15 protein-coding genes are annotated in these 22,123 nt (G+C 70.4%); 9 read left to right on the plus strand and 6 right to left on the minus strand.

Features of this window, described 5'->3' with window-relative positions; translation table 11 throughout:
* Window positions 1-37: 37 nt before the first annotated feature.
* The 7 genes from JW792_RS10330 (at window position 38) to JW792_RS10360 (ending at window position 10,898) form a co-directional block, all read left to right on the plus strand.
* On the plus strand, window positions 38-1,450 hold the full coding sequence (locus JW792_RS10330) for an NAD(P)-dependent oxidoreductase (protein ID WP_135997265.1): 1,413 nt from the start codon (window positions 38-40) through the stop codon (window positions 1,448-1,450).
* Window positions 1,447-5,982: a glutamate synthase large subunit gene (gene gltB, locus JW792_RS10335; RefSeq protein WP_135997266.1), complete on the plus strand. Its 4,536-nt coding sequence runs from the start codon at window positions 1,447-1,449 to the stop codon at window positions 5,980-5,982. The genes JW792_RS10330 and gltB overlap by 4 nt, the downstream gene beginning before the upstream one ends.
* Before the next feature lie 94 nt (window positions 5,983-6,076).
* Complete coding sequence (locus JW792_RS10340; RefSeq protein ID WP_135997267.1) at window positions 6,077-6,505, plus strand: hypothetical protein; 429 nt, start codon at window positions 6,077-6,079, stop codon at window positions 6,503-6,505.
* Window positions 6,505-7,437, plus strand: coding sequence for a sterol desaturase family protein (locus tag JW792_RS10345; protein ID WP_135997268.1), 933 nt, complete (start codon window positions 6,505-6,507; stop codon window positions 7,435-7,437). The genes JW792_RS10340 and JW792_RS10345 overlap by 1 nt, the downstream gene beginning before the upstream one ends.
* Before the next feature lie 38 nt (window positions 7,438-7,475).
* Window positions 7,476-8,603, plus strand: coding sequence for a M14 family metallopeptidase (locus tag JW792_RS10350; RefSeq protein ID WP_135997269.1), 1,128 nt, complete (start codon window positions 7,476-7,478; stop codon window positions 8,601-8,603).
* Window positions 8,604-8,702: 99 nt separating this feature from the next.
* A complete protein-coding gene (locus JW792_RS10355) occupies window positions 8,703-10,190 on the plus strand; it encodes an FG-GAP-like repeat-containing protein (RefSeq protein ID WP_135997270.1) in 1,488 nt (495 codons plus the stop codon).
* Window positions 10,191-10,214: 24 nt separating this feature from the next.
* Window positions 10,215-10,898, plus strand: a complete 684-nt coding sequence (locus JW792_RS10360) for a hypothetical protein (RefSeq protein ID WP_135997271.1) — start codon at window positions 10,215-10,217, stop codon at window positions 10,896-10,898.
* A gap of 4 nt (window positions 10,899-10,902) precedes the next feature.
* On the opposite strand, the gene JW792_RS10365 is transcribed toward JW792_RS10360, so the two are convergent.
* Window positions 10,903-11,271 (minus strand): YidH family protein, encoded by a 369-nt coding sequence (locus tag JW792_RS10365; protein ID WP_158291647.1) that lies wholly within the window; start codon window positions 11,269-11,271, stop codon window positions 10,903-10,905.
* Window positions 11,272-11,389: 118 nt separating this feature from the next.
* On the opposite strand from JW792_RS10365, the gene JW792_RS10370 reads away from it, so the two are divergent.
* A complete protein-coding gene (locus tag JW792_RS10370) occupies window positions 11,390-12,754 on the plus strand; it encodes a flavin monoamine oxidase family protein (RefSeq protein WP_135997273.1) in 1,365 nt (454 codons plus the stop codon).
* Between the two features lie 57 nt (window positions 12,755-12,811).
* Here the strand turns inward: JW792_RS10370 and JW792_RS10375 are convergent, their stop codons facing one another.
* The 4 genes from JW792_RS10375 to hutI are packed head-to-tail and all read right to left on the minus strand — an operon-like array spanning window position 12,812 to window position 18,373.
* A complete protein-coding gene (locus tag JW792_RS10375) occupies window positions 12,812-13,942 on the minus strand; it encodes a nitrilase-related carbon-nitrogen hydrolase (RefSeq protein ID WP_241095119.1) in 1,131 nt (376 codons plus the stop codon).
* Window positions 13,942-15,456, minus strand: coding sequence for a histidine ammonia-lyase (hutH, locus tag JW792_RS10380; RefSeq protein ID WP_135997275.1), 1,515 nt, complete (start codon window positions 15,454-15,456; stop codon window positions 13,942-13,944). The genes JW792_RS10375 and hutH overlap by 1 nt, the downstream gene beginning before the upstream one ends.
* Entirely contained in the window at window positions 15,453-17,129 is a 1,677-nt protein-coding gene (hutU, locus tag JW792_RS10385; protein WP_135997276.1) for a urocanate hydratase, read from the minus strand. The genes hutH and hutU overlap by 4 nt, the downstream gene beginning before the upstream one ends.
* Window positions 17,126-18,373, minus strand: a complete 1,248-nt coding sequence (hutI, locus tag JW792_RS10390) for an imidazolonepropionase (RefSeq protein ID WP_135997277.1) — start codon at window positions 18,371-18,373, stop codon at window positions 17,126-17,128. The genes hutU and hutI overlap by 4 nt, the downstream gene beginning before the upstream one ends.
* A gap of 93 nt (window positions 18,374-18,466) precedes the next feature.
* On the opposite strand from hutI, the gene JW792_RS10395 reads away from it, so the two are divergent.
* Window positions 18,467-19,384 (plus strand): arginase family protein, encoded by a 918-nt coding sequence (locus JW792_RS10395; RefSeq protein ID WP_135997278.1) that lies wholly within the window; start codon window positions 18,467-18,469, stop codon window positions 19,382-19,384.
* Here the strand turns inward: JW792_RS10395 and JW792_RS10400 are convergent.
* Entirely contained in the window at window positions 19,381-21,978 is a 2,598-nt protein-coding gene (locus JW792_RS10400) for an EAL domain-containing protein (RefSeq protein WP_135997279.1), read from the minus strand. The two genes, JW792_RS10395 and JW792_RS10400, sit on opposite strands and share 4 nt — an antisense overlap.
* Window positions 21,979-22,123: the final 145 nt, after the last annotated feature.

Here is a 22,123-nt window from a genome sequence, read left to right on the forward strand (position 1 = left end):
AACAGAGTTCGCGGACGGACCGAGCGAAAGGACCTGGATGGCGTCGCGCCTGCTGAAATTCTTCAAGATCGCCCACGAGCCCCCGCACGTGCGCGACGCCGGCGAACGCATTTGCGATTTCGACGAGATCAGCGACGAGTTCATCCGCGAAAAGGCCGCCGAGCAGGCCTCGCGCTGCTCCCAGTGCGGCATCCCCTTCTGCCAGTCCCACTGCCCGCTCGGAAACCACATTCCCGACTGGCTCCAGCTCGCCGCCGAGGGGCGCGTGCGCGAGGCGTACGAGGTCTCCGCGGCGACCAACCCGATGCCCGAGGTGTGCGGCCGGGTCTGCCCGCAGGACCGGCTGTGCGAAGGCAATTGCGTGGTGGAGAAGGCCGGCTTCGGCACGGTGACGATCGGCGCGGTGGAACGCTGGCTGACCGACACGGCAGTGAAGGAAGGCTGGATCGCCCCCATCGCGCCCGAAATCGAACGCGGGGAAAGCGTCGCCATCGTCGGGGCCGGTCCGGCCGGCATGGCGGCCGCCGAGCGCCTGCGCCGGGCGGGTTTCCAGGTCACGGTTCTTGACCGCTACGACCGCGCCGGCGGGCTGATGATCTACGGCATCCCCAATTTCAAGCTCGACAAGTCGATTCCCGCGCGCCGCCACGAGGCCCTGCGCGAGGGCGGCGTAAGGTTCGCCTTAGGATGGGAGCTCGGCCGCGACGGCACGATCGCGGATCTCCGGCGCAGCCACGACGCGGTGATTCTCGCCTTCGGCGCCTATGCCGCGCGCCGGCTCGACCTGCCCGGCGAGGCGGGGATGGAACCGGTCGCCGCGCTCGACTTCCTCACCGCCTCCAACCGCAAGGGGCTCGGCGACGCCGTGCCCGGCTTCGAGGCGGGCGAGCTGAACGCGCACGCCAAGAAGGTCGTCGTGGTCGGCGGCGGGGACACCGCGATGGACTGCGTGCGCACCGCCGTGCGCCAGGGTGCGGCGAGCGTGACCTGCCTCTACCGGCGCGGGCGCGATACCATGCCGGGCTCGGCGCGCGAGGTGAAGCATGCCGAGGCCGAGGGCGTGACCTTCCAGTGGCTCTCCGCCCCGGCGCGCATCGGCGAGGGCCATATCGAGGTCCAGCCCATGAAGCTCGACATGAGCGCAGGCGGGCGCGGCACGGTGCTGCCCGACGAGGGGCCGGTCTGGCGCCTCGAGGCGGACATGGTGATCGAGGCGCTCGGCTTCTCCCCCGAGGACGCCGCGGCGATGGCCGGCGGGGCGAGGATCGAGCTCACCCGGCGCGGCACGGTCAAGGCCGACCCGAAGACGTTCGAGACCGGCGAGCCGGGCGTCTATGCCGCCGGCGACCTCGTGCGCGGGCCGTCCCTGGTGGTGTGGGCGCTGAAGGACGCGATCACGGTGAGCGATGCGATCGTGCGCCGGTTCGCCAATGCGAGGGAGCCGGCATGAGGGATTTCGAGACCCGGCTCGCCGCGCGCGAGGCGCTGGCCGCGAGCGGCCTCTACGACGAGGCCGACGAACACGATGCCTGCGGGGTCGGCCTCATCGCCGCGACCGACCGCATGCCGCGCCGCGAGATCATCGACCAGGCCCTGCACGGGCTTGCCGCCGTCACCCATCGCGGCGCGGTCGCCGCAGACGGGCTGTCCGGCGACGGGGCGGGCGTGCGCATCGCCATCGACCAGAAGGTGGTGCGCGCCTTCGTGGAGCGCACCGGCCACGACGCGAAATCCCATCTCGTCGGGGTCGGCATGGTCTTCCTGCCGCGGCGCGATCCCGACGCCCTGGAGGCCGCGCGCACGATCGTGGAAAGCGAGATGGTGCGCGCCGGCTTCGTGCTGTTCGGCTGGCGCGCCGTGCCGGTCGACCCGTCCGTGCTCGGCGCCCATGCCGAGGCGATGCGGCCCAATATCGAGCAGATCCTGTTCCGTGCGCCCGCCACGCGCGACGCCGCGAGGGTGGAGCGCGATCTCTACCTGGTGCGCCGGCGCATCGAGAAGCGCGCCATCGCGGCGAACCTCAAGGATCTCTATGTCTGCTCGCTCTCGCGCCGCGACGTGGTCTACAAGGGCATGTTCCTGTCGAACCGGATCGCGGATTTCTATCCCGACCTGACGGACGCGGACTGGCGCAGCGACTTCGCCATCCTGCACCAGCGCTTCTCCACCAACACCTTTCCCGAATGGCGCCTCGCCCAGCCCTTCCGCATGCTCGCCCACAACGGCGAGATCAACACGGTCAAGGCCAATATCCGCTGGATGAAGAGCCACGAGATCCGCATGGCCTCGAGCGCCTTCGGCGAGGCCTGCGAGGACGTCAAGCCGGTCATCCAGCCGGGCAGTTCGGATTCGGCCGCGCTCGACCAGGCCTTCGAGCTGCTGATCAAGGCCGGGCGCTCCGCCCCGATGGCCAAGGCCCTGCTGATCCCGGAAGCCTGGTCGAAGCGCGCCGGGCTGATGCCGGAGGAGACCCGCGCGCTCTACGCCTATTGCAACGCGGTGATGGAACCCTGGGACGGGCCGGCGGCGATCGCGGCCTGCGACGGGCGCTGGGCGGTCGCCGGGCTCGACCGCAACGGGCTGCGCCCCCTGCGCTGGACGCTGACCCGGGACGGCCTGCTGTTCGCGGGTTCCGAAGCGGGCATGTACGACATCGCCGAGGACCGCATCGCCGAGCAGGGCGCGATCGGGCCGGGCCGGGCGATCTCGGTCGATCTCGAGACCGGCGCCTTCTATCGCGAGGGCGAGCACGATGCCCGCCTCGCCGAGGTCCGGCCCTTCGCGCGATGGCTGAAGAAGATCGAGGAACTCGATCCGAAGATCGGTCCGGGCCCGGAGGACCGGCTCTATCCGGATACGGAACTGGTGTGGCGGCAGCGCGCGGCCGGCGTCTCGCGCGAGGACATGGAGAAGCTGCTCCAGCCCATGGGCGAGACCGGCAAGGAGGCCACCGGCTCGATGGGCGACGACAGCCCGCTCGCCGTGCTGTCCGAGCATCCGCGTCCCTTCTCCCACTTCTTCCGGCAGAACTTCTCCCAGGTCACCAACCCGCCGATCGACTATCTGCGCGAGGACCGGGTGATGAGCCTGAAGACCCGGTTCAAGAATCTCGGAAACATCCTCCTGGAGGACGAGACCCAGGCCGACGTCTTCACGCTGGAAAGCCCGGTCCTGACCAACGGCATGTATGCCCGCATGCGCGCGGCCTTCGGCGAGGCCGGAGTGGAGATCGACGCCACCTTCGACACCGCCGGCGCGTCGCGGCGGGGCCTCGCCCTGAAGCAGGCGCTCGACCGGCTGCGCCAGGAGGCCGAGGCGGCGATCCGCGGCGGGGCGGAGCATCTCTTCCTGACCGACGAGCACCAGGGTCCGGGCCGCGCCGCCATCCCCTCCGCCCTGGCCGTCAGTGCGGTGCATACCCATCTCACGATGACGGGCCTGCGCCCCTTCTGCTCGCTCAATGTCCGTTCGGCCGAGGTGCTCGATCCCCATTCGCTGGCGCTGCTGGTGGGTGCCGGGGCGACGACGGTGAGCCCCTATCTCGCCTTCGAGGCGCTCGCCGAGCGCCACGCGCGCGGACGCTTCGCCGGCCTGACGCTGTCGCAGGCCGTGCTGAACTACAAGGCCGCGCTCGAGGGCGGGCTGATGAAGGTCATGGCCCGGCTCGGGATTTCCATCGTCTCGTCCTATCGCGGCGGGCTGATGTTCGAGGCGATCGGCCTGTCACGCGCGCTCGTCGACGAGTTCTTTCCCGGCGTCGCGAGCCGGATTTCCGGCATCGGGCTGAAGGGCCTGGAACGCCGCCAGATCGAGGCCAACCGCGTGGGCTGGCTCGGCCCCGACGCCGCCCTGCCGGCCGGCGGCTTCTATGCCGTGCGCGCCGGAGAGGAGCGCCACGCCCTGTCGGCCGCGATCGTGGAACAGCTGCAGAGGGCGGTGCGCGAAAGCGACCGGGCCGCCTTCGAGGGCTACGAGGCGCTCGTCGACGGACAGGAGCCGGTCCAGCTGCGCGATCTTCTGAAGATCAATCCGCTGGGCGAGCCCGTGCCGCTGGAGGAGGTCGAGCCGGTCGAGCAGATCGTGAAACGCTTCCTCACCCCCGGCATGAGCCTCGGCGCGCTCTCGCCCGAGGCCCACGGCGCGCTCAACATCGCGATGAACCGGCTCGGCGCGCGCTCGGTCTCCGGCGAGGGCGGGGAGGACCGCAGGCGCTATACGCGCCATGAAAACGGGGACGACGAGAACAGCCGCGTCAAGCAGATCGCCTCGGGCCGCTTCGGCGTGACGGCCGAATATCTCAACCAGTGCAGCGAGATCGAGATCAAGATCGCGCAAGGCGCCAAGCCCGGCGAGGGCGGACAGCTGCCCGGCTTCAAGGTCAACGCCTATATCGCCAGGCTGCGCCACGCCTCGCCCGGCACGACGCTGATCAGCCCTCCGCCCCATCACGACATCTACTCGATCGAGGACCTCGCCCAGCTCATCTACGATCTGAAACAGATCAATCCGGACGCGCGCGTCACGGTCAAGCTCGTCAGCCGGGCCGGCGTCGGCACGATCGCGGCGGGCGTCGCCAAGGCCCATGCCGACACCATCCTGATCTCCGGCAATGTCGGGGGCACCGGTGCCTCGCCGCTGAGCTCGATCAAGTTCGCCGGCGCGCCCTGGGAGCTGGGCCTGTCCGAAGCCCACCAGATGCTCACCATCAACGGGCTGCGGGACCGGGTGCGCCTGCGCACCGACGGGGGCCTGAGGACCGGGCGCGACATCCTCGTCGCCGCCCTGCTCGGCGCGGAGGAGTACGGCATCGGCACGGTGGCCCTGCTGGCGCTGGGCTGCCTGATGGTGCGCCAGTGCCATTCCAACACCTGCCCGGTCGGCATCTGCACGCAGGACGAGACGCTGCGAAAGCACTTTCCCGGCCTGCCCGACCACGCCGTCAACCTGATGGTCTATCTCGCCGAGAGCGTGCGCGTGCGCCTGGCCGCGCTCGGCGCGCGCTCGCTGTCGGAGATCGTCGGGCGCGCCGACCTGCTGGCGCAGGAAACGCGCGGCAATGGCGATCTCGACGATCTCGACCTCTCCGCCCTGCTGCGCCGGGCCGGCGAGGTCACGTCCGCGCCCGAGCCCGGCGCGCGCAACCGCGTCGATGCCACGCTCGACGCCGATCTCATGGACGAGGCCGCGCGCGTCTTCGAGAGCGGCGGCCCGGTTCGCATCGCGCGCAAGGTCACGACGGTCCACCGCGCCGTCGGCGCGCCGCTGTCCTCCAGGATCGTGCGCCGCTTCGGACCGGACGGGCTCGAGGCCCGCTCGATCGTGCTTGCCCTGTCCGGCTCGGCCGGCCAGTCGCTCGGCGCCTTCGGCGCGCAAGGCCTGGCCATCGAGCTCACCGGGGAAGCCAACGACTATGTCGGCAAGGGCCTGTCCGGGGCGGAGATCGCGGTGCGCCCGCGCGCCGGGGCGCGCGGCGAGGCGCTGACGCTGGTGGGCAATGCCTGCCTCTACGGCGCGACCGCGGGCAGCCTCTTCGTCGCGGGCGCGGCCGGGGCGCGCTTCGCGGTGCGCAATTCCGGCGCCACCGCCGTGATCGAGGGGTGCGCCGCCCATGGCTGCGAATACATGACCGGCGGCACGGTCGTGATCCTCGGGCCCGTGGGCGACAATTTCGCCGCCGGCATGACCGGCGGGACGGCCTTCGTCCTGGACACGCGCGAGCACCTGTCCGGCGTGCTCAATCCGGACACCGCGCAACTCGGCGAGCCGGACGCGGACGATCTCGCCGCGGTGAAGGCCCTGCTCGAACGCCATGCCGGGGCGACCGGATCGGAGAAGGCCCGCGCCCTGCTCGCGGACTGGCCGGCAGCATCGGCGGGCTTCAGATGCGTCCGCCCGAAGGACGTGCGCGAGCCCGTCGCCGCCCCGCCCGAACGCCCGCGCACGGCGGAAATGACGGCAAGCTCGCCCGCCGGCTCCGCCTAGGCCGGCCCGCTTTATCTTCCGCTTTCCCGGGGTTATCGTCGGGCAGTTTCGCGAACAGGGTTCGCGAGGCTTCACCGCTCCCGGGGAGGGCTGCATGGACGCACCGGCGCTGACCTTCTCGCTCGGCGTGCTCGCCCTGATCATCGCCAGCGCCTTCGTCTTCGCGCGCAAGCCGGGCCTGAGGCTCGCCAGCCGCGAGGAGGCCGCGCGCCTGTTCCTGGTCGATCACTGGGACGCGCCGGTGCGCGCGGTGAGCCTTTCGGGTGACGGGCGGGCGGCCCTGCTCGAACTCGATGGCGGGGAGGTCGGCATCGTCAGCGTGTTCGGCGACCGGGCCGTGACCCGCCGCCTGCCGGCGAAGGCCCTGCGGGTGGCCGGTCGCGGCGACGGCCTCGAGCTGCGCCTGCCCGATGCGAGCCTGCCGCGCCTGCGCCTCGATCTCGCCCCGGACGAGCACGCACGCTGGGCGGCGCGTCTCGACGCGCAAGACCCGGCCCTGAAGGCGGAGGCGCGTGCCGCCTGATGCCCGAGATCCTGACCAGCGATCCGCAATACGCCGTCCTTCCCGTCGTCATCGCGATCATGTTCGCCGAGATCGTGTTCAGCCGCTTCTCGGGCCGCGTGCGCTACGAGGCGAAGGACACGATGGCGAACATGCTGCTCGGCTTCGGCTCGACCATCGTCGGCGCGCTCGCCGCGGGCGGCATCTTCGCGGTGGGCATATGGATCTGGGACAATTTCGCCCTGTTCGAGATCGGCTGGTCGGTGTGGGCCTTCATCGCCGCCTTCGTCCTGACCGACTTCGCCTTCTACTGGGACCACAGGCTCGGCCACCGGGTGCGCTGGATGTGGGCGAGCCATTCGGTCCACCACTCCTCCCAGCACTTCAACCTGACGACGGCCTTCCGCCAGACCTGGACCGCGCCGGTCGCGCTGACCTGGCTGGTCTATCTGCCGCTCTTCGCCATCGGCTTCCATCCGCTGATGATCGCCTTCGTGAAGGGGCTGAACCTGATCTACCAGTTCTGGATCCACACCGAGGCGATCGGCAAGCTGCCGCGCCCGGTCGAGTGGCTGATGAACACGCCGTCCAACCACCGCGTCCACCATGCCCGCAATCCGCGCTATATCGACGCCAACTATGCCGGCGTGTTCATGCTCTGGGACCGGATTTTCGGCACCGCGGTCGACGAGGACGAGGCCGAGCCCTGCCGCTACGGCCTCGTCACCAATATCGCGACCTTCAACCCGGTCCACATCGCGCTCGCCGAATGGATCGCGCTCGGGCGCGACCTCGTCACGGCCAGGAGCTGGCGCGACCGGGCGAACCATGTCTTCGCCCCGCCCGGCTGGCGCCCGGACGGCAAATCCCTGACCTCGCGGATTCTGCGCCAGCGGTGGGAAGCGCACGCCAAATCGGCTAGCAAGGGGCCCGAAGCGGAAGCGGCCGAGTAGACGCGGGCCGCAAGCTCCAGCCACGAGAGGCCCTCCCCATGCGCATTTCCAGCGTGTTCGACGCCGGCAACATCCTCGTCAAATCCGCCAGCAACCCGGCCGACATCCGCCTCGAGATCGAGAAGGACAACGGCTCGGACTTCTATCAATGGTTCTATTTCCGCCTCACCGGCGCGAAGGACCAGGTGGTGAGGATGACCATCGAGAATGCCGGCGGCGCGGCCTATCCCAAGGGCTGGGAAGGCTACGAGGCCGTCGCCTCCACCGACCGCGAGGTGTGGGAGCGCATCCCGACGACGTATACGGACGGCAAGCTGGTCCTCGAGCACAAGCCGGACGGCGACGCGGTCTGGTTCGCCTATTTCGCGCCCTACTCCATGACCCGCCACGACGAGCTGATCGCCGCCTGCCAGCAATCGGGACAGGTCCGCCTCGACGTCATCGGCACGACGCTCGACGGGCGCGACATGGACCGGCTGATCGTCGGCGAGCCGGGCAGCGGCAAGAAGACCGTCTGGGTCATCGCCCGCCAGCATCCCGGCGAGACCATGGCCGAGTGGGCCGCCGAGGGTTTGCTGACCCGCCTGCTGGACGAGACCGACCCGGTCGCGCGCGATCTCCTGGACCGGGCCGTGTTCCACGTCGTGCCCAACATGAACCCGGACGGCAGCTTCCGCGGCCATCTGCGCACGAATGCCAAGGGCATCAATCTGAACCGGGAATGGGACAAGGCCAGCGAGGCGAACTCGCCGGAGGTGCTCGCCGTGCTCGAGGAGATGAAGAAGACCGGCGTCGATCTCTTCCTCGACATGCACGGCGACGAGGCCCTGCCCTACAATTTCATCGCCGGGGCCGAGGGCGTGCCGAGCTTCACCGAAGAGGACGCCAGGCTGCTGAACGCCTACAAGGACGCGCTCGCCTCGATCAATCCGGACTTCCAGACGAAGCACGGCTATGCGGTCGACAAGCCGGGCACGGCCGACCTCTCCATCGCGACGAACTGGATGGCGGAAACCTTCCGCTGCCTCGCGATGACGCTGGAAATGCCGTTCAAGGACAATGCCGACATGCCCGAACCGTCCGAGGGCTGGTCGCCGGACCGCTCGATGAAGATGGGCGCGAGCCAGCTCGATGCCATGCGCGCGGTGCTGCACCGGCTGAAATAGGCGTAATTCCTCCCTTCGGGAGAATTTCCACATGACTCCGGTTGTCTTGCCCGGAGCCCTCCTGTTAGCGTCCCCGCCAAGCAACGGGGACGCTTCATCATGACCAGCTTGTTCGCCGCCGCCCTGGCCGCCGCAATTCAGGGGGCCGGTCCGGGCGGGATCGACGCGGCCTGCCCGGACGAAACCGAGATCATGGATCTCGCCGCGCTCGACTTCGACGCCGACGGCCGCCGCGACCTCGCGGTGGTGTGCGGCCCGGACGGACCGGCCACGCTCGGCGGCACGATCGCCCTGTGGCGGGCCCTCGACACGGGAGGGTTCGAGCCGGCCGGTACGCGCGATCCCGGCGACAATCCCGACGAGGCCACCACCGGGGATATCGACGCAGACGGCGATATCGATCTCGTCGTCGTCGCACAGGGCCAGCACGAGCGCACCCTGGCCATCTTCGAGCAGACCGGGGACGGCCTCGCGAGCGAGCCTGTCACCCATTCGCGCGGCGGCTATCCGACCGGCGGCATGGCCCTTCACGACGTCGACGGCGACCGGGTGATGGACATCGTGCTGACCGATGTGCCCATGCCGCACAGCGCCCAGGCGCTGATCCAGGCCGAGGGCGAAGGCATCGGCCCGTTCCGGGACGGCCCAGTTCCCGGCGCCGGGCCGGACGCACAGCCCTTCGTGGCCGATCTCGTCGGCAACGGGATCGACGACATCGCCGTGCTCAAGGAAGACGAATCCCTCATCCTGCTCGCGGGCAGCAGCGACGACCGGCTCGAGCTCCCGCTCGCCGGCGATGCGGACCTCTATGCCGTGCGTGCCGGCGGCATGGTGAACGCCGACCGGCTGCCCGATCTCCTGGTCTCGGTGCGCACCGGGCCGAACTCGGCCGAGCCGCAGCTCGCCCTGAGCGAGGGAATGGAGCTGACCCTCTCCGGCCCGCTGCCCGGCGCGGGCTATCTGCTGCAGGGCCATATCGCCAGCTTCGACGACGATCCGGCCACGGTCGAAATCCTCGCCATCGAGCGCGAAAGCGCCCGCAGCGACGCGCCGGAAGGCATTCTCTACCAGTATCGCAACGGCGAGTTCAGCGAGCTCGGCCGGCTGCCGCTCGGCGGCTATCCGTATGCCGCCAAGGCCATCGATTTCGACGGCGACGGCCAGGCGCAACTCGTCATCGGCGATCTGGAGACCAACCAGGTGCGCATCCTCTCCTGGTCGCCCGCTCCCGACGAGGCGCCGCCGGCGGAGGAGTCCGCGGACGGCGCGGACGCAGGCGGAAGCGCCGCGACGGGCGAGGCACGGATGTGCGGGACGGACGAGGACTGTTTCGAGAACGCCTTCGCCGCCTGCGACCCCGGCGCGACCGTGACGATCCGCGGAACCCCCGCCATCCATTACCGCTTCGAGATCCTCGGGCCCGAGGACGAGGCCTGCGCCGTGACCGCAGGCTTCACGGAGAATCCGAACCCGGACTTCGTCGGACCTTCCATGGTCTGCCGCTGGGACAACGCGCAGGCGTTCGACGATGTCGTGCGCGACCTGTCGGCCTGCGAAGGCGAGCTCGTCGAGATGATGACCCGCTAGCCCGAAATGAAAGGACGTTCCGTCATGACCCGAACCCTTCTTGCCGCTCTCGCCGCGAGCGCGCTGGCCTCCGCCGCGCACGCCGACGGCGTCGCCGAGATCTCCACCCCGTCCCAGCCTGGCAGCGAGACCGCGACGATCGCCTGGCAGGACGCGGACACGCTGCGGATCGATACGCCCGATCCTGCCGGCTACATGCTGATCCGCGACGGCAACGCCTATGCGGTGACCGACCAGCCCGGCATGGGCCTGATGGTGCTCGATCTCGCCTCGATCATGACCATGGCGCGGGGCATGGCCGCCGCCGGCGGCATGGACACGCCCTCGCTCGACGAGCATCGCGCCGCCGCGGTCGAGCGCATCACGGCCACCGGCACGCGCGAGACGGTCGCGGGCCTGGAGGGCGAGGTCTACGAGATCGTCTGGACCGATGCGGCCGGGGACAGTCACACCGACACCGCCGTGCTGAGCGGCGATGCGCTGGCGCGCGAGTTCACCGCAGCCTTCGCCGCCTTCGCCCAGGCATCGGGCACCGAGCCGGACGCGCGCAGCGTGGAGCTGCACGATCGCGGCCTCGGCATCCTGCGCTACGGTGATGATTTCGCGCTGGTCTCGATCAGCGGCGACGCGCCGGGCGCGGACCATTTCGAACTGCCCGCCGAGCCGATGACCATGCAGGACATGATGCGCGGGCGCATGCCGGACTGACGCCTCAGATCATCCAGAGCAGCACGCCCAGAAGGACCGAGCCGGCCGCCAGCATGGTGGTGATGATCCACAGGTTCGTGGAGCGCAGGGCCGCGACCTGATGGCGCTCCATGCGCCCGATCACCTCGAAGGCGTTGCGGTGGGCGAGCACGATGATGCCGAGCGCGATGAGGATGAAGAGCGTCGCGCCGATCTTCGCGATCCAGGCGCGTTCGGCCAGGTTGAAGATGGCGTGGAAGCCGAGCGCGATGCCCAGCGCGGCAAGCGCGGTGCGCGCCCAGCCGCCATAGGTGCGCTCGTTGGCCAGCAGCGTGCGGTCCTCGGCCCATTCCGTGCGCTGCTCGGCGAGTTCTTCCTTGTCTCCGCTGTCCATGCCGGGTCTCGCGTCGCTGCGGGGCAATAACGCGGTTCGTCCCGGTGAGGCTCCCTGGGCTCTGGAAAGCGCCGGCGCGCCGGGGCATGCTCGGCGCCGGGTCAAGGGGGGAGAGCTCATGGCGCAATCGGGCGACGTCATCGTCATCGGGGCAGGGTTCTCGGGTCTGGAGGCCGCGCGCCGGCTCGCCGACCGGTTCGAGGTGACCGTGATCGAGGCGCGCGAGCGCGTCGGCGGGCGCGCCCTGCTCCACCGGTTCCCCAATGGCGACGAGACCGATCTCGGCGGGCAATGGGTCGGACCCGGCCAGGACCGGCTCCAGGCGCTGATCGAGGCGCTGGGCGCGAAGACCTACCCGCTGTGGAACGAGGGCGATCATCTCGTCGCCGCGGGCAAGCGCCTGAAGCGCTATCGCGGCACGATTCCGGCCCTTCCCGTCCACGTCCTGCTAGATCTCGACCGCATGCTGAAGCGGTTCGAGACGATGGCGGCCGGGATCGATCCGGACGCGCCCTGGAAGCACGAGAAGGCGCTCGCCTGGGACCGCATGAGCGTGGCCGAGTTCATGAACCGGACCGGCTTCACGGCCCGCGCGAAGGAGATGTTCCGCATCGGGATCGGCGCGGTGTTCTGCGCCGAGCCGCACGAGCTCTCCCTGCTCCATGCCCTGTTCTACGCCAGGGCCGGCGGCTCGCTGAACCGGCTCCTCTCGGTGGAGGGGGGCGCCCAGCAGGACCGCGTCCATGGCGGCATGGGCGGGATCGCGCGCGCCATGGCGGACGGTCTCGGCGAGCGCGTCCGGCTCGGCGAGCCGGTGCGGTCCGTCGCCTGGAACCACGAGGGGGTGCGCGTGCGCACCGAGGCCGGGGAGTACGCCGCCCGGCGCGCCATCCTCGCCCTGCCGCCGAACCAGGGCCTTGCCATCCGCTTCGAACCCGCCCTGCCGAGCACGCGCGACGCGCTGTGGCGGCGCATGCCGGCGGGGGCGTGCATCAAGTGCGTCGCCCAGTACGAGACGGCGTTCTGGCGCGACGAGGGCCTGTCAGGACAATCCGTGGGCGGACCGGGCCCGGTCAGCGTCACCTTCGACAACACCGAGCCCGGCGCGAAATCGGGCCTTCTGCTCGGCTTCGTGGAGGGCGATGCGGCGCGCGACTGGTCGCCGGCCGATCCCGACGACCGGCGCCGCGCCGTGCTGAAGAGCTTCGCCGCCGTGTTCGGCGATCGTGCCCTGTCCCCCGTCGCCTACGCCGAGCAGGACTGGACCGCGGAGGAATTCACCCGCGGCTGCTATGCGGCCTTCATGGGGCCGGGCGTGTGGACGAGCCTCGGACCCGAGCTGCGCAGGCCCTTCGGCCCGATCCATGTCGCCGGCACCGAGACGGCACGCTCCGGCTACGGCTATTTCGAAGGCGCGCTGGAAGCCGCCGAGCGCGCCGCGAGCGAGGTGCGCATCGCGCTCGGGGGCAGGCGGCAGCGCTAGACTCCGCGGCGTTTCAGCTGGACCCTCCCCCTCGATGGCGAGGCCGGGCGGGGCCTGCTACCCGTCCACCCACAGCACGCTGATCGCCGGCCCGTCCGTGTCGGGGCCGAGCGTCACCCCGCCCGCGTCGACGAGAATGGCCCGCCCGTCCGAGCCGAGATCCCAGAGCTCGCCGCGCAGGAAGGTCGTCAGGCCGGCTTGCGCCCCGGCGCCGGAGAGCCGGCCCGCCAGCGCATGGGTCTGCCAGGCCTCGCCTTCCGTGAGCCGGCCGGCATCGGCGCGCGGGGCATCGTCCGGCCAGGGCGTGGTGTAGCCGCCCCACGGCCGGTCCCAGACGCCGGAGGGCTGCAGGAAGGCCGGCACGGCAAGGAGTTCGGCGCCCCGATCGCGCAGGGCCGCATAGACGTCGGGATGCCAGGAATCGGCGCAGATCAGCACGCCGAGCCGGCCCGCCGGGGTGTCGAACACCGGATAGTCCGGGACCGGCGCTCCGGCCGTGAAGCCGCGTTCGGACGGGATCGGATAGGCCTTGCGCACGAGCTCGGGATGGATCGAGCCGTCCGGCGCGAATACCGCCGAGACATTGTAGAGCGGGCCCGCGCGGCGAACCTCCAGCCGGCCCTCGCGCACGTGAGGATCGGGCAGCACGATCGAGCCGGCCGCGATGGTGACGCCGTATTCGGCGGCGAGGCGCGAGAAGACCTGCTGATAGGCCTGCGCCATGCGCGCGCCGTTCGCCCGGAACACCGCTGCCGCGGCGCGATCGGCCTCCCGGCTGCGCAGGAAGGCCCCGGCGAAGGCCAGCGGGCGCGCGGCGACGAGACGCACCATCGCCGCCTCGACGCCGGGAGCGGAATAGACCGCAGACGGAGCGTGGGCCGCGACGAGCCAGGTTCCCGCGTGCTCGGGAAACGCGACGACGCTTTGCGGCGTCAGCACGCCTGCCTCGCGCGCAGCCTCGAGATAGGCCCCGAGGGCGGCATGAAGGGACCCGGCGCTGCGATAGTCGAGCTCCTCCAGCCACGGCTGGATACCGACAAGATTGCGCCCGGACGGCGTGCCGACGACCGAGACCTGCGGCGCACCGGCGGCATGGGGGCGGTCCGGCAGCGGCCACAGCCGGAACACGATCCAGGCCAGGACCAGCAGGGCGATCAGCCCCGCCAGGATGAAGCCGCCAACGCGCATCACTGCCAAAGCTCCGTTGCCGGATTGAACGCGCCGTCGAGCACGCCGGCCGCCATCGCCTCGAGGTCCCCGGCCATGTAGCGGTCGGCCTCGAGTCGCGCGACGCGCGTGCGGATGGCCGTGAACACCGCTTCCAGCGCGGCGCTGGTCTTCAGCGGGCGGCGCAGGTCGAGACCCTGCGCGCCGGCCATCAGCTCGATCCCGACCGTGACCGCGGTATTGCGTGCGATCTCGCCGGCCTTGCGCGCCGCGCCGGTCGCCATCGAGACATGGTCCTCCTGGTTCGCCGAGGTCGGCACCGAATCCACGCTCGCCGGGAAGGCCTTGGAGCGGTTCTCCGCGACCAGCGCCGCGGCGGTCACCTGCGCGATCATGAAGCCGGAATTGAGCCCGCCATCGCTGGTCAGGAAGGCGGGCAGGCCGCTCATCTTCGGATCGACGAGCACGGCGAGCCGGCGCTCGGAGATCGAGCCGGTCTCGCACAGCGCCATGGCGATCATGTCGGCCGCGAAGGCGACCGGCTGGGCGTGGAAATTGCCGCCCGAGACCGCTTCGTCCGCATCGGGAAAGACAATCGGGTTGTCGGAGACCGCATTGGCCTCGATCTGCAGCGTGCGCGCCGCATGGCGCATCAGGTCAACCGCCGCGCCCATCACCTGGGGCTGGCAGCGGAAGGAATAGGGATCCTGGACCCGGTCGCAATTGGCGTGGGCCTTCTCGATCTCGCTGCCCTTCAGCAGGGCGCGCAGGACGCGCGCGACATCGATCTGGCCGGGCTGTCCGCGTACGGTGTGAAGCCGGTCCCCGAACGGGGCGTGCGAGCCCATCAGCGCCTCCACCGAGAGCGCGCCGGCATGCAGGCCCGCATCGATCACCTGCTCCCCGGCGAACAGCGCATCGAGCGCGAGGGCGGTGGAGACCTGCGTGCCGTTGATCAGGGCAAGGCCCTCCTTCGGACCCAGCGTCAGCGGCTCGAGCCCGGCGCGCTTCAGCCCCTCGGCGGCGGGCAGGCGCGCGCCCTCGAACTCGACCTCGCCCGCCCCGATCAGCACGCAGGACAGGTGGGCGAGCGGGGCGAGATCGCCCGAGGCCCCGACCGAACCCTGCGCCGGGATCACTGGCAGGCAGTCGCGCTCCAGCAGGGCGAGCAGCAGGCGCACGATGTCGGCATGCACCCCGGAATGGCCGCGCGCGAGCCCGATGACCTTCAGCGCGACGATGAGCCGGACGACGCTGCGCGCCAGCGCCGGGCCGACGCCGCAGGCATGGGAGAGCAGGAGGTTGGTCTGCAGCTGGGCAAGCTTGTCCTTCGCGATGCGGGTATTGGCGAGCAGGCCGAACCCGGTGTTCACGCCGTATACGGTGCGTCCGCTCGCGACGATGCGCGCCACGCTCTCGGCGCAGCGGTCGATGGCCGCGAACGCCGCCTCGTCGAGGCTCATCGCCGCGCCGGCATGGATGGCGCGCAGGTCGGCGAGGCTCACCGCGCCGGGCTTCAGGGTCACTCGGCTCATTTCACCCGTCCGATCATCGGCAGGTCGAGCCCGTTTTCCTGCGCACACACGATCGCCTCGGCATAGCCGGCATCGGCATGGCGCATCACCCCGGTGCCCGGATCGTTCCACAGCACGCGTTCGAGGCGCCCGGCGGCCTCCTTCGTCCCGTCCGCGACGATGACCATGCCGGCGTGCTGGGAATAGCCCATGCCGACCCCGCCGCCATGGTGCAGCGACACCCAGCTCGCTCCGGAAGCCGTGTTGAGCAGCGCGTTCAGGAGCGGCCAGTCGGAGACGGCGTCCGAGCCGTCCTTCATGCCTTCGGTCTCCCGGTTCGGGCTCGCGACGGAGCCGGAATCCAGGTGGTCGCGCCCGATGACCACCGGGGCCTTCAGCTTTCCGCTCGCGACCATCTCGTTGAAGGCGAGGCCCAGCCGGTGGCGCTGCCCCAGGCCCACCCAGCAGATGCGCGCGGGCAGGCCCTGGAAGGCGATGCGCTCGCCCGCCATGTCGAGCCATTGATGCAGGTGGGGATCGTCGGGGATGAGTTCCTTCACCTTCGCGTCGGTCTTCGCGATGTCCTCCGGGTCGCCCGACAGCGCCGCCCAGCGGAACGGGCCGATGCCGCGGCAGAAGAGCGGGCGGATATAGGCGGGCACGAAGCCGGGAAAGCAGAACGCGTCGGCGAAGCCCGCGTCGTAGGCCATCTGGCGGATATTGTTGCCGTAATCCACCGTCGGGATTCCCTGGCGGTAGAAGCCGGCCATCGCCTCGACCTGCTCGCGCATCGACTCCATCGCGGCCCTTTCGACGGCCTTGGGATCGCGCTCGGCGGCATCGCGCCACTGCGCCAGGCTCCAGCCCCTGGGCAGGTAGCCGTTGACCGGATCGTGAGCGGAGGTCTGGTCGGTGACGAGATCCGGCTTCACGCCGCGCTCGAGGATCTGCGGGAAGATCTCGGCGGCATTGCCCAGCAGTCCGACGGACTTCGCCTCGCCCGCCTTCGTCCAGGCACGGATCATGTCGAGCGCCTCGTCGAGGCTTTCCGTGCTCTCGTCGACATAGCGGGTGCGCTTCCTGAACGCGATACGCTCGGGATCGCATTCGACCGCGAGACAGCACGCCCCGGCCATCACCGCGGCGAGCGGCTGCGCCCCGCCCATGCCGCCGAGCCCGCCGGTGAGGATCCAGCGCCCGGACAGGTCGCCCTTGTAGTGCTGACGCCCGGCCTCGACGAAGGTCTCGTACGTCCCCTGAACGATGCCCTGGGAGCCGATATAGATCCACGAGCCGGCCGTCATCTGGCCGTACATCATCAGGCCCTTGCGATCGAGCTCGTGGAAATGGTCCCAGCTCGCCCATTTGGGCACCAGGTTGGAGTTCGCGATCAGCACGCGCGGGGCGTTCTCGTGAGTACGGAACACGCCGACCGGCTTGCCGGACTGGACGAGCAGGGTCTCGTCGGCCCCCAGCCGGTCGAGCGTCTCGACGATCGCGTCATAGCTCTCCCAGTCGCGCGCCGCGCGGCCGATCCCTCCGTACACGACCAGCTCCTCGGGCCGCTCGGCGACGTCGGGGTGGAGATTGTTCTGCAGCATGCGCACGGCGGCCTCGGCGATCCAGGTCTTCGCCCGGCGCTGCGGGCCGGTGCGCGGGGTGATCTTGCGGGCATTGGCGAAGCGCGCGGTCATGGTTTGCGTCCTGTTCCCTCGGCAGTCATGTTGCGCCCGGCGATGTAGAGCCGATCGGGTCCGGGCAGCCCGATCCAGTAGGCGATCTCGGCCGGGTGCGAAATGCGCCACAGGGCGAGATCGGCCCGCTTGCCGCTCTCGATCGTGCCGGCCTCGTCCGAGATCCCCAGTGCCGCGGCCGCATTGCGCGTCATGCCCGCCAGCGCCTCTTCCGGCGTCAGGCCGAACAGGGTGCAGGCCATGTTCATGGCGAGCGTCGGCGAGACCAGCGGCGAGGAGCCCGGATTGAGATCGGTGGCGATCGCGATGCGCACCCCGTGTTCGCGCAGCAGGGCGACCGGCGGCTTGCGCGTCTCCTTCAGCGCATAGAAGGCGCCGGGCAGGAGGACCGCGACGACCCCGGCCCCGGCCATCGCCCTGATGCCGTCCTCGCTGGCGAACTCCAGATGGTCGGCCGAGAGCGCACCGAACTCCGCCGCCAGCGCGGCCCCGCCCTGGTCGGACAGCTGCTCGGCATGCAGGCGGACCGGCAGGCCGAGCGCCTTCGCCGTCTCGAACACGCGCCGGACCTCCGCGGCGGTGAAGCCGATGCGCTCGCAGAACGCATCCACCGCATCGACGAGCCCGGCCTCGCAGGCCTTCGGCAGGGCTTCCTGGCAGACGAGATCGACATAGCCGGCGCGATCGTCCGCATAGTCTTCGGGCAAGGCGTGGAGGCCGAGAAACGTGCGCTCGAGATGCAGGCCGGCGCGCCGGGCCGCCTCGCCGGCCGCGCGCAGCATCTTCAGCTCGGTCTCCACGTCGAGTCCGTATCCGGACTTGATCTCCACCGTCGTCACGCCGCCGCGCCGCAGCGTCTCCAGGCGCGAGAGCGCGGCCTCGGCGAGGCTCTCCTCGCTCGCCTCGCGCGTCGCCGTCACCGTGGAGCGTATGCCGCCGCCGGCCTTGGCGATCTCCTCGTAGGAGGCTCCCTCAAGCCGGGCCTCGAACTCGCCGACCCGATCGCCGCCGAACACGGCATGGGTGTGGCAGTCGATGAGGCCCGGCGTCACCCAAGCGCCGTCGCAGGCGATCACCATGGCCGCGAGCGCGTCGGGTTTTCCCGGCAGGTCGGCGCGCGGCCCGGCCCAGGCGATTCGGCCGCGGTCGATCGCGATCGCCGCGTCATCGATCGCGCCATAGGCCGTGTCGGCACCGGCCCGCATCGTCGCGGCCCGGCAATCGATCCAGAGTTCGTCCCACATGATGAGGGTGTGAATATCCCATGCTTGAGCGGAAGTCGCGAGACTGATAGCAGAAGCTCACCTGTGTCCAGCCCGCGGGGTCACCCGAACGCCATGAGCGCAAGCGACCGTTCCGAATGCCGCGGCTGGCACGCTGCCGCCGAACTCCTGACGAAGGACGAGGGCGCGCCGCTCGCCCTGCTCGGCGCGCCGCTGGCCGAGCGCTCGCTCACCCCGGGGCGCTGCGACCTCGCGCCGGGCCGCGTGCGCGAGGTACTCAAGCGGTTTTCCGTATACGATCTCGAAGCCGGACTCTCGCTCGATGCGCTGACGCTCTTCGATGCCGGCGATCTCGACCTGAAGGCGGTCTCGCCCGCCGACGCCTTCACCCCGATCCGCGATCGGCTCGCCGCGCTGACGAGGAATCGCGAACTCACCCTCCTGCTCGGCGGCAACAATGCCGTGACCTGGCCGGGCGTGCATGGGCTCGGCCCGCTGGAGCGGACGGGGCTCGTCACGCTCGATGCCCATTTCGACCTGCGCGACACCGATTGCGGGCCGCTCAACGGCAATCCGGTCAGATGCCTGCTCGAGGACGGGCTTCCCGGCGCCAACATCGTCCAGATCGGCCTTGCCCCCTTCGCCAACACGCGGCGTATGCACGAGACGGCGAGGGCGAACGCCATCACCGTATTCACGGCCGCGGATGTGCGCGAGCGGGGCATTCTGGAGGTCATCGACGCCGCGATCGGCACGCTCCAGGGCCGCGTCGACCGGGTCTATGTGGATTTCGACATCGACGTGATCGACCGGGCCCAGTGCCCCGGCGCGCCGGGCGCGCGCCCCGGCGGGATGGCGGTCACCGACTTCTTCGCCGCGGCGCGAAGGCTCGCGGCCTGGGACAGGGTGAAGGCGGTCGATCTCACCGAGTTCGATCCCGGCCTCGATGTCGCCGACATCACCGCGCTCACCGCCGGGCGTTGGGTGTGCGAGATCCTCGCCGGCTACGCGGGTCGCGGCGGCCGCGCCTAGCGGGTGACTTCCTTCAGATCCGGGCCCGGGCGTTCCGCCGGCGCTGCGGGCAAGCGCCCGGCCTCCTCCACGCGCCTGAGGAAGTCGATGAAGCCGTCCAGCGGCAGGGCCTTCGACAGGCCGTAACCCTGCGCCCAGTCGGCGCCGAGCAGCTTGAGCAGGGCCAGCGCCTCGTCGGTCTCCACCCCTTCCGCGGTCATCGCCAGGCCCAGATTGTGGGCGAGGTCGACGGTGGATTTCACCAGCATCTGGTCGCGCTTGCTCTCGGCGACATGGGTGACGAAGGCGCGGTCGAGCTTCAGCTCGTGGCTCGGCAGCATCTTCAGATAGGCCAGCGAGGACATGCCCGAGCCGTAATCGTCGATGGCGAGCCTGATCCCGGCCCTGACCCATTTCTCCAGATTGGTCATCGCCTGTTCGGGATCGGCCATGATCGCGGTCTCGGTGACCTCGAAGGTGATCTCTCCCGGGGCCCCGCGGCAGATGTTGAGCGCGCGCTCGGCGAGTTCGGAATCGTTGAGCACCGCGCCGGACACGTTCACCGACAGCGCCATCTCGATGCCGGCCTCGTAGAGGCGTTTCTGGTCGCGCACGACCTGCTCGATCGACCATTCGGTGACGGCGCGGATATGGCCGGTCTTCTCCGCCAGCGGGATGAAGTCGTTCGGCGGGATGTTGCGGTCGCCGTCGCGCCAGCGGCACAGCGCCTCGGCCGCGCCGTAGCGCCCGGTGCGAAGGTTGAGCTTGGGCTGGTAGTGCAGGCTCATCGCGCCGTTGCGCGTGGCGTCCACCATGCGGCTCATCAAGGTGAGGTTTTCCGCCGGGTTGCCGTATCTCTGCGCATCGAAGGCAGCCACGGTCTGGTAGGCGTCGCGGGCCTGGCGCACGGCGATGTTGGCCTTGCGCACGCAGGCCTCGCCCAGCGTGTCGATGCCGATGCCGGCGATGACCGAGACGTCGATGTCGAGATCGTCGACGCGCAGCGGCGCGGCGAAGCAGGCGCGCATGCGCTCGGCTTCCTCGCTCGCCGCCGCCTCGTCGCCGTGGGGCAGCAGCACGCCGAGCACGCCCGGCGAGACGATGCCGATCAGGCGGTCGAAGCCGGCCGACTTCAGCCGCGCGGCCATCTCCGCCTTCAGGCGCGAGACGGTGGCGAAGCCCAGCACGCCGCGCAGATGGGTGTGCCGCTTGATTTCCAGCGCGATGACCGTGACCGGATGACCGAGGGCGGAGGCCGCCTCTCCGGCGGCGCGCTCCAGCGCCTTGCGCGAGGGCAGGCCCGTCTCGGCGTCTTCATACAGGGCGCGCGAGAGCACGCGCTGGCGTTCGCGCGCGACCCTCTGGCGCCACAGCGCGATGACGATTCCGATCAGGGACAGCATGAGCAGCGCCCCGACGAGCATCAGGCGCTGATTGGCGCGGGCCCGCGCGAGTTCCGCGTCCTGGGCCAGGCGCTGGGAGCGCAGCTGCTCGATCTCCAGTTCCTGCTCGGCGAAGTCGAACTCCGCGGCCATCAGCGCGTTGTTGGCCGAGGCCGCGACGTCGCGGCCCTCGTCGTCGAGGCGCTTGAAGGCGCGCAGGTGCTCGGCGGCCTGCCGCCACAGGCCGAGCACGGTGTAGATGTCGGCCGCCGCCTCGTGGAATTCGCGGAAATGCTGCGGCGTCCCGCCGATATCGATGCCCTGGAAGGTGCGCTCGATATCGGTGCGCGCCTGCCGGTAGTCGCCGCGCCCGTAGGCGGTCTGCGCCCGCGTCCCCCACAGGAAGCGGGTCCATTCCGCGCCCTCCTGGCCATCGGCCTTGTCGAAGGCGGCATCGAGCGCCTCGTCCGCCGCATCGAAACGGCCGAAGGCGACGTGCAGCGAGGCGATATTGTTCAGGATGCGCGCTTCCAGCGTGCTGCTGCCCATCTCGGAGGCGATGGCGAGCGCCTGCTGGTACTGGTCCAGCGCCTCGTCGTAGCGGCCGAGCTCGCGATAGGCGTTGCCGCGATTGTTGAAGGCGGCGAGATCGAGCGAGGCGTCGTCGGTGAATCGCGCAGTCGCGTCGTCGAAATAGGAGATCGCGCGCTCGTACTGGCGCGCATCGTTATAGATCGAGCCGATCGACTGCAGGATGATCGCTTCCGACCGGGTCTGGCCGATCTGGCGATACACCTCGTAGGCGGTGCGGAAACGGCCGAGCGCCCCGCCATGGTCGCCGGTCTGCTGGCTCGCGCGGGCGGCGGAGACGAGCAGGTCGGCATAGAGCTTGGTCGGCTCCGGAGCGGCGCCGAGCGTCTCGAGCGCGCGCTCGGCCACGGGCCGGGCCTCGAGCGGCCGGCCGAGCCGGGTCAGGGCTTCGGACTGCAGCCACCAGGCGGTGACGAGCCCGATGTCCTGCTCGGCCGGGGTCGCGAAATCGAGGGCGAGCGCGGCGGCGCGTTCGGCATGGGCGAGCGCGGCGTGCGGGTCGGCCATCATGATGGCGCGCGCCTCGTTGACCGCAGCCTCGAACGGTGTGGCCTGCACCGCTTCTTCCCCGGCGGGCAGCTGCACGGCCAGGGCCGCGCCGGCAGGTCCCGTGGCCGCGAGCCCGCCCGCGGCGAACGCCACGCACAGGCCGCGCGCCAGACTGCGGACGGTCCGGCTCCGGAACGCGGGGCGGTTCGGCATCGGGGAACGCATCGTCGAATAGCTCTCAAGCCAGGAACGGACTCGGAAGTCACTCTCGCAGCGGTATGTTAATATTCCGAAAATT

Source organism: Marinicauda algicola (assembly GCF_017161425.1).
GTDB lineage: Bacteria > Pseudomonadota > Alphaproteobacteria > Caulobacterales > Maricaulaceae > Marinicauda > Marinicauda algicola.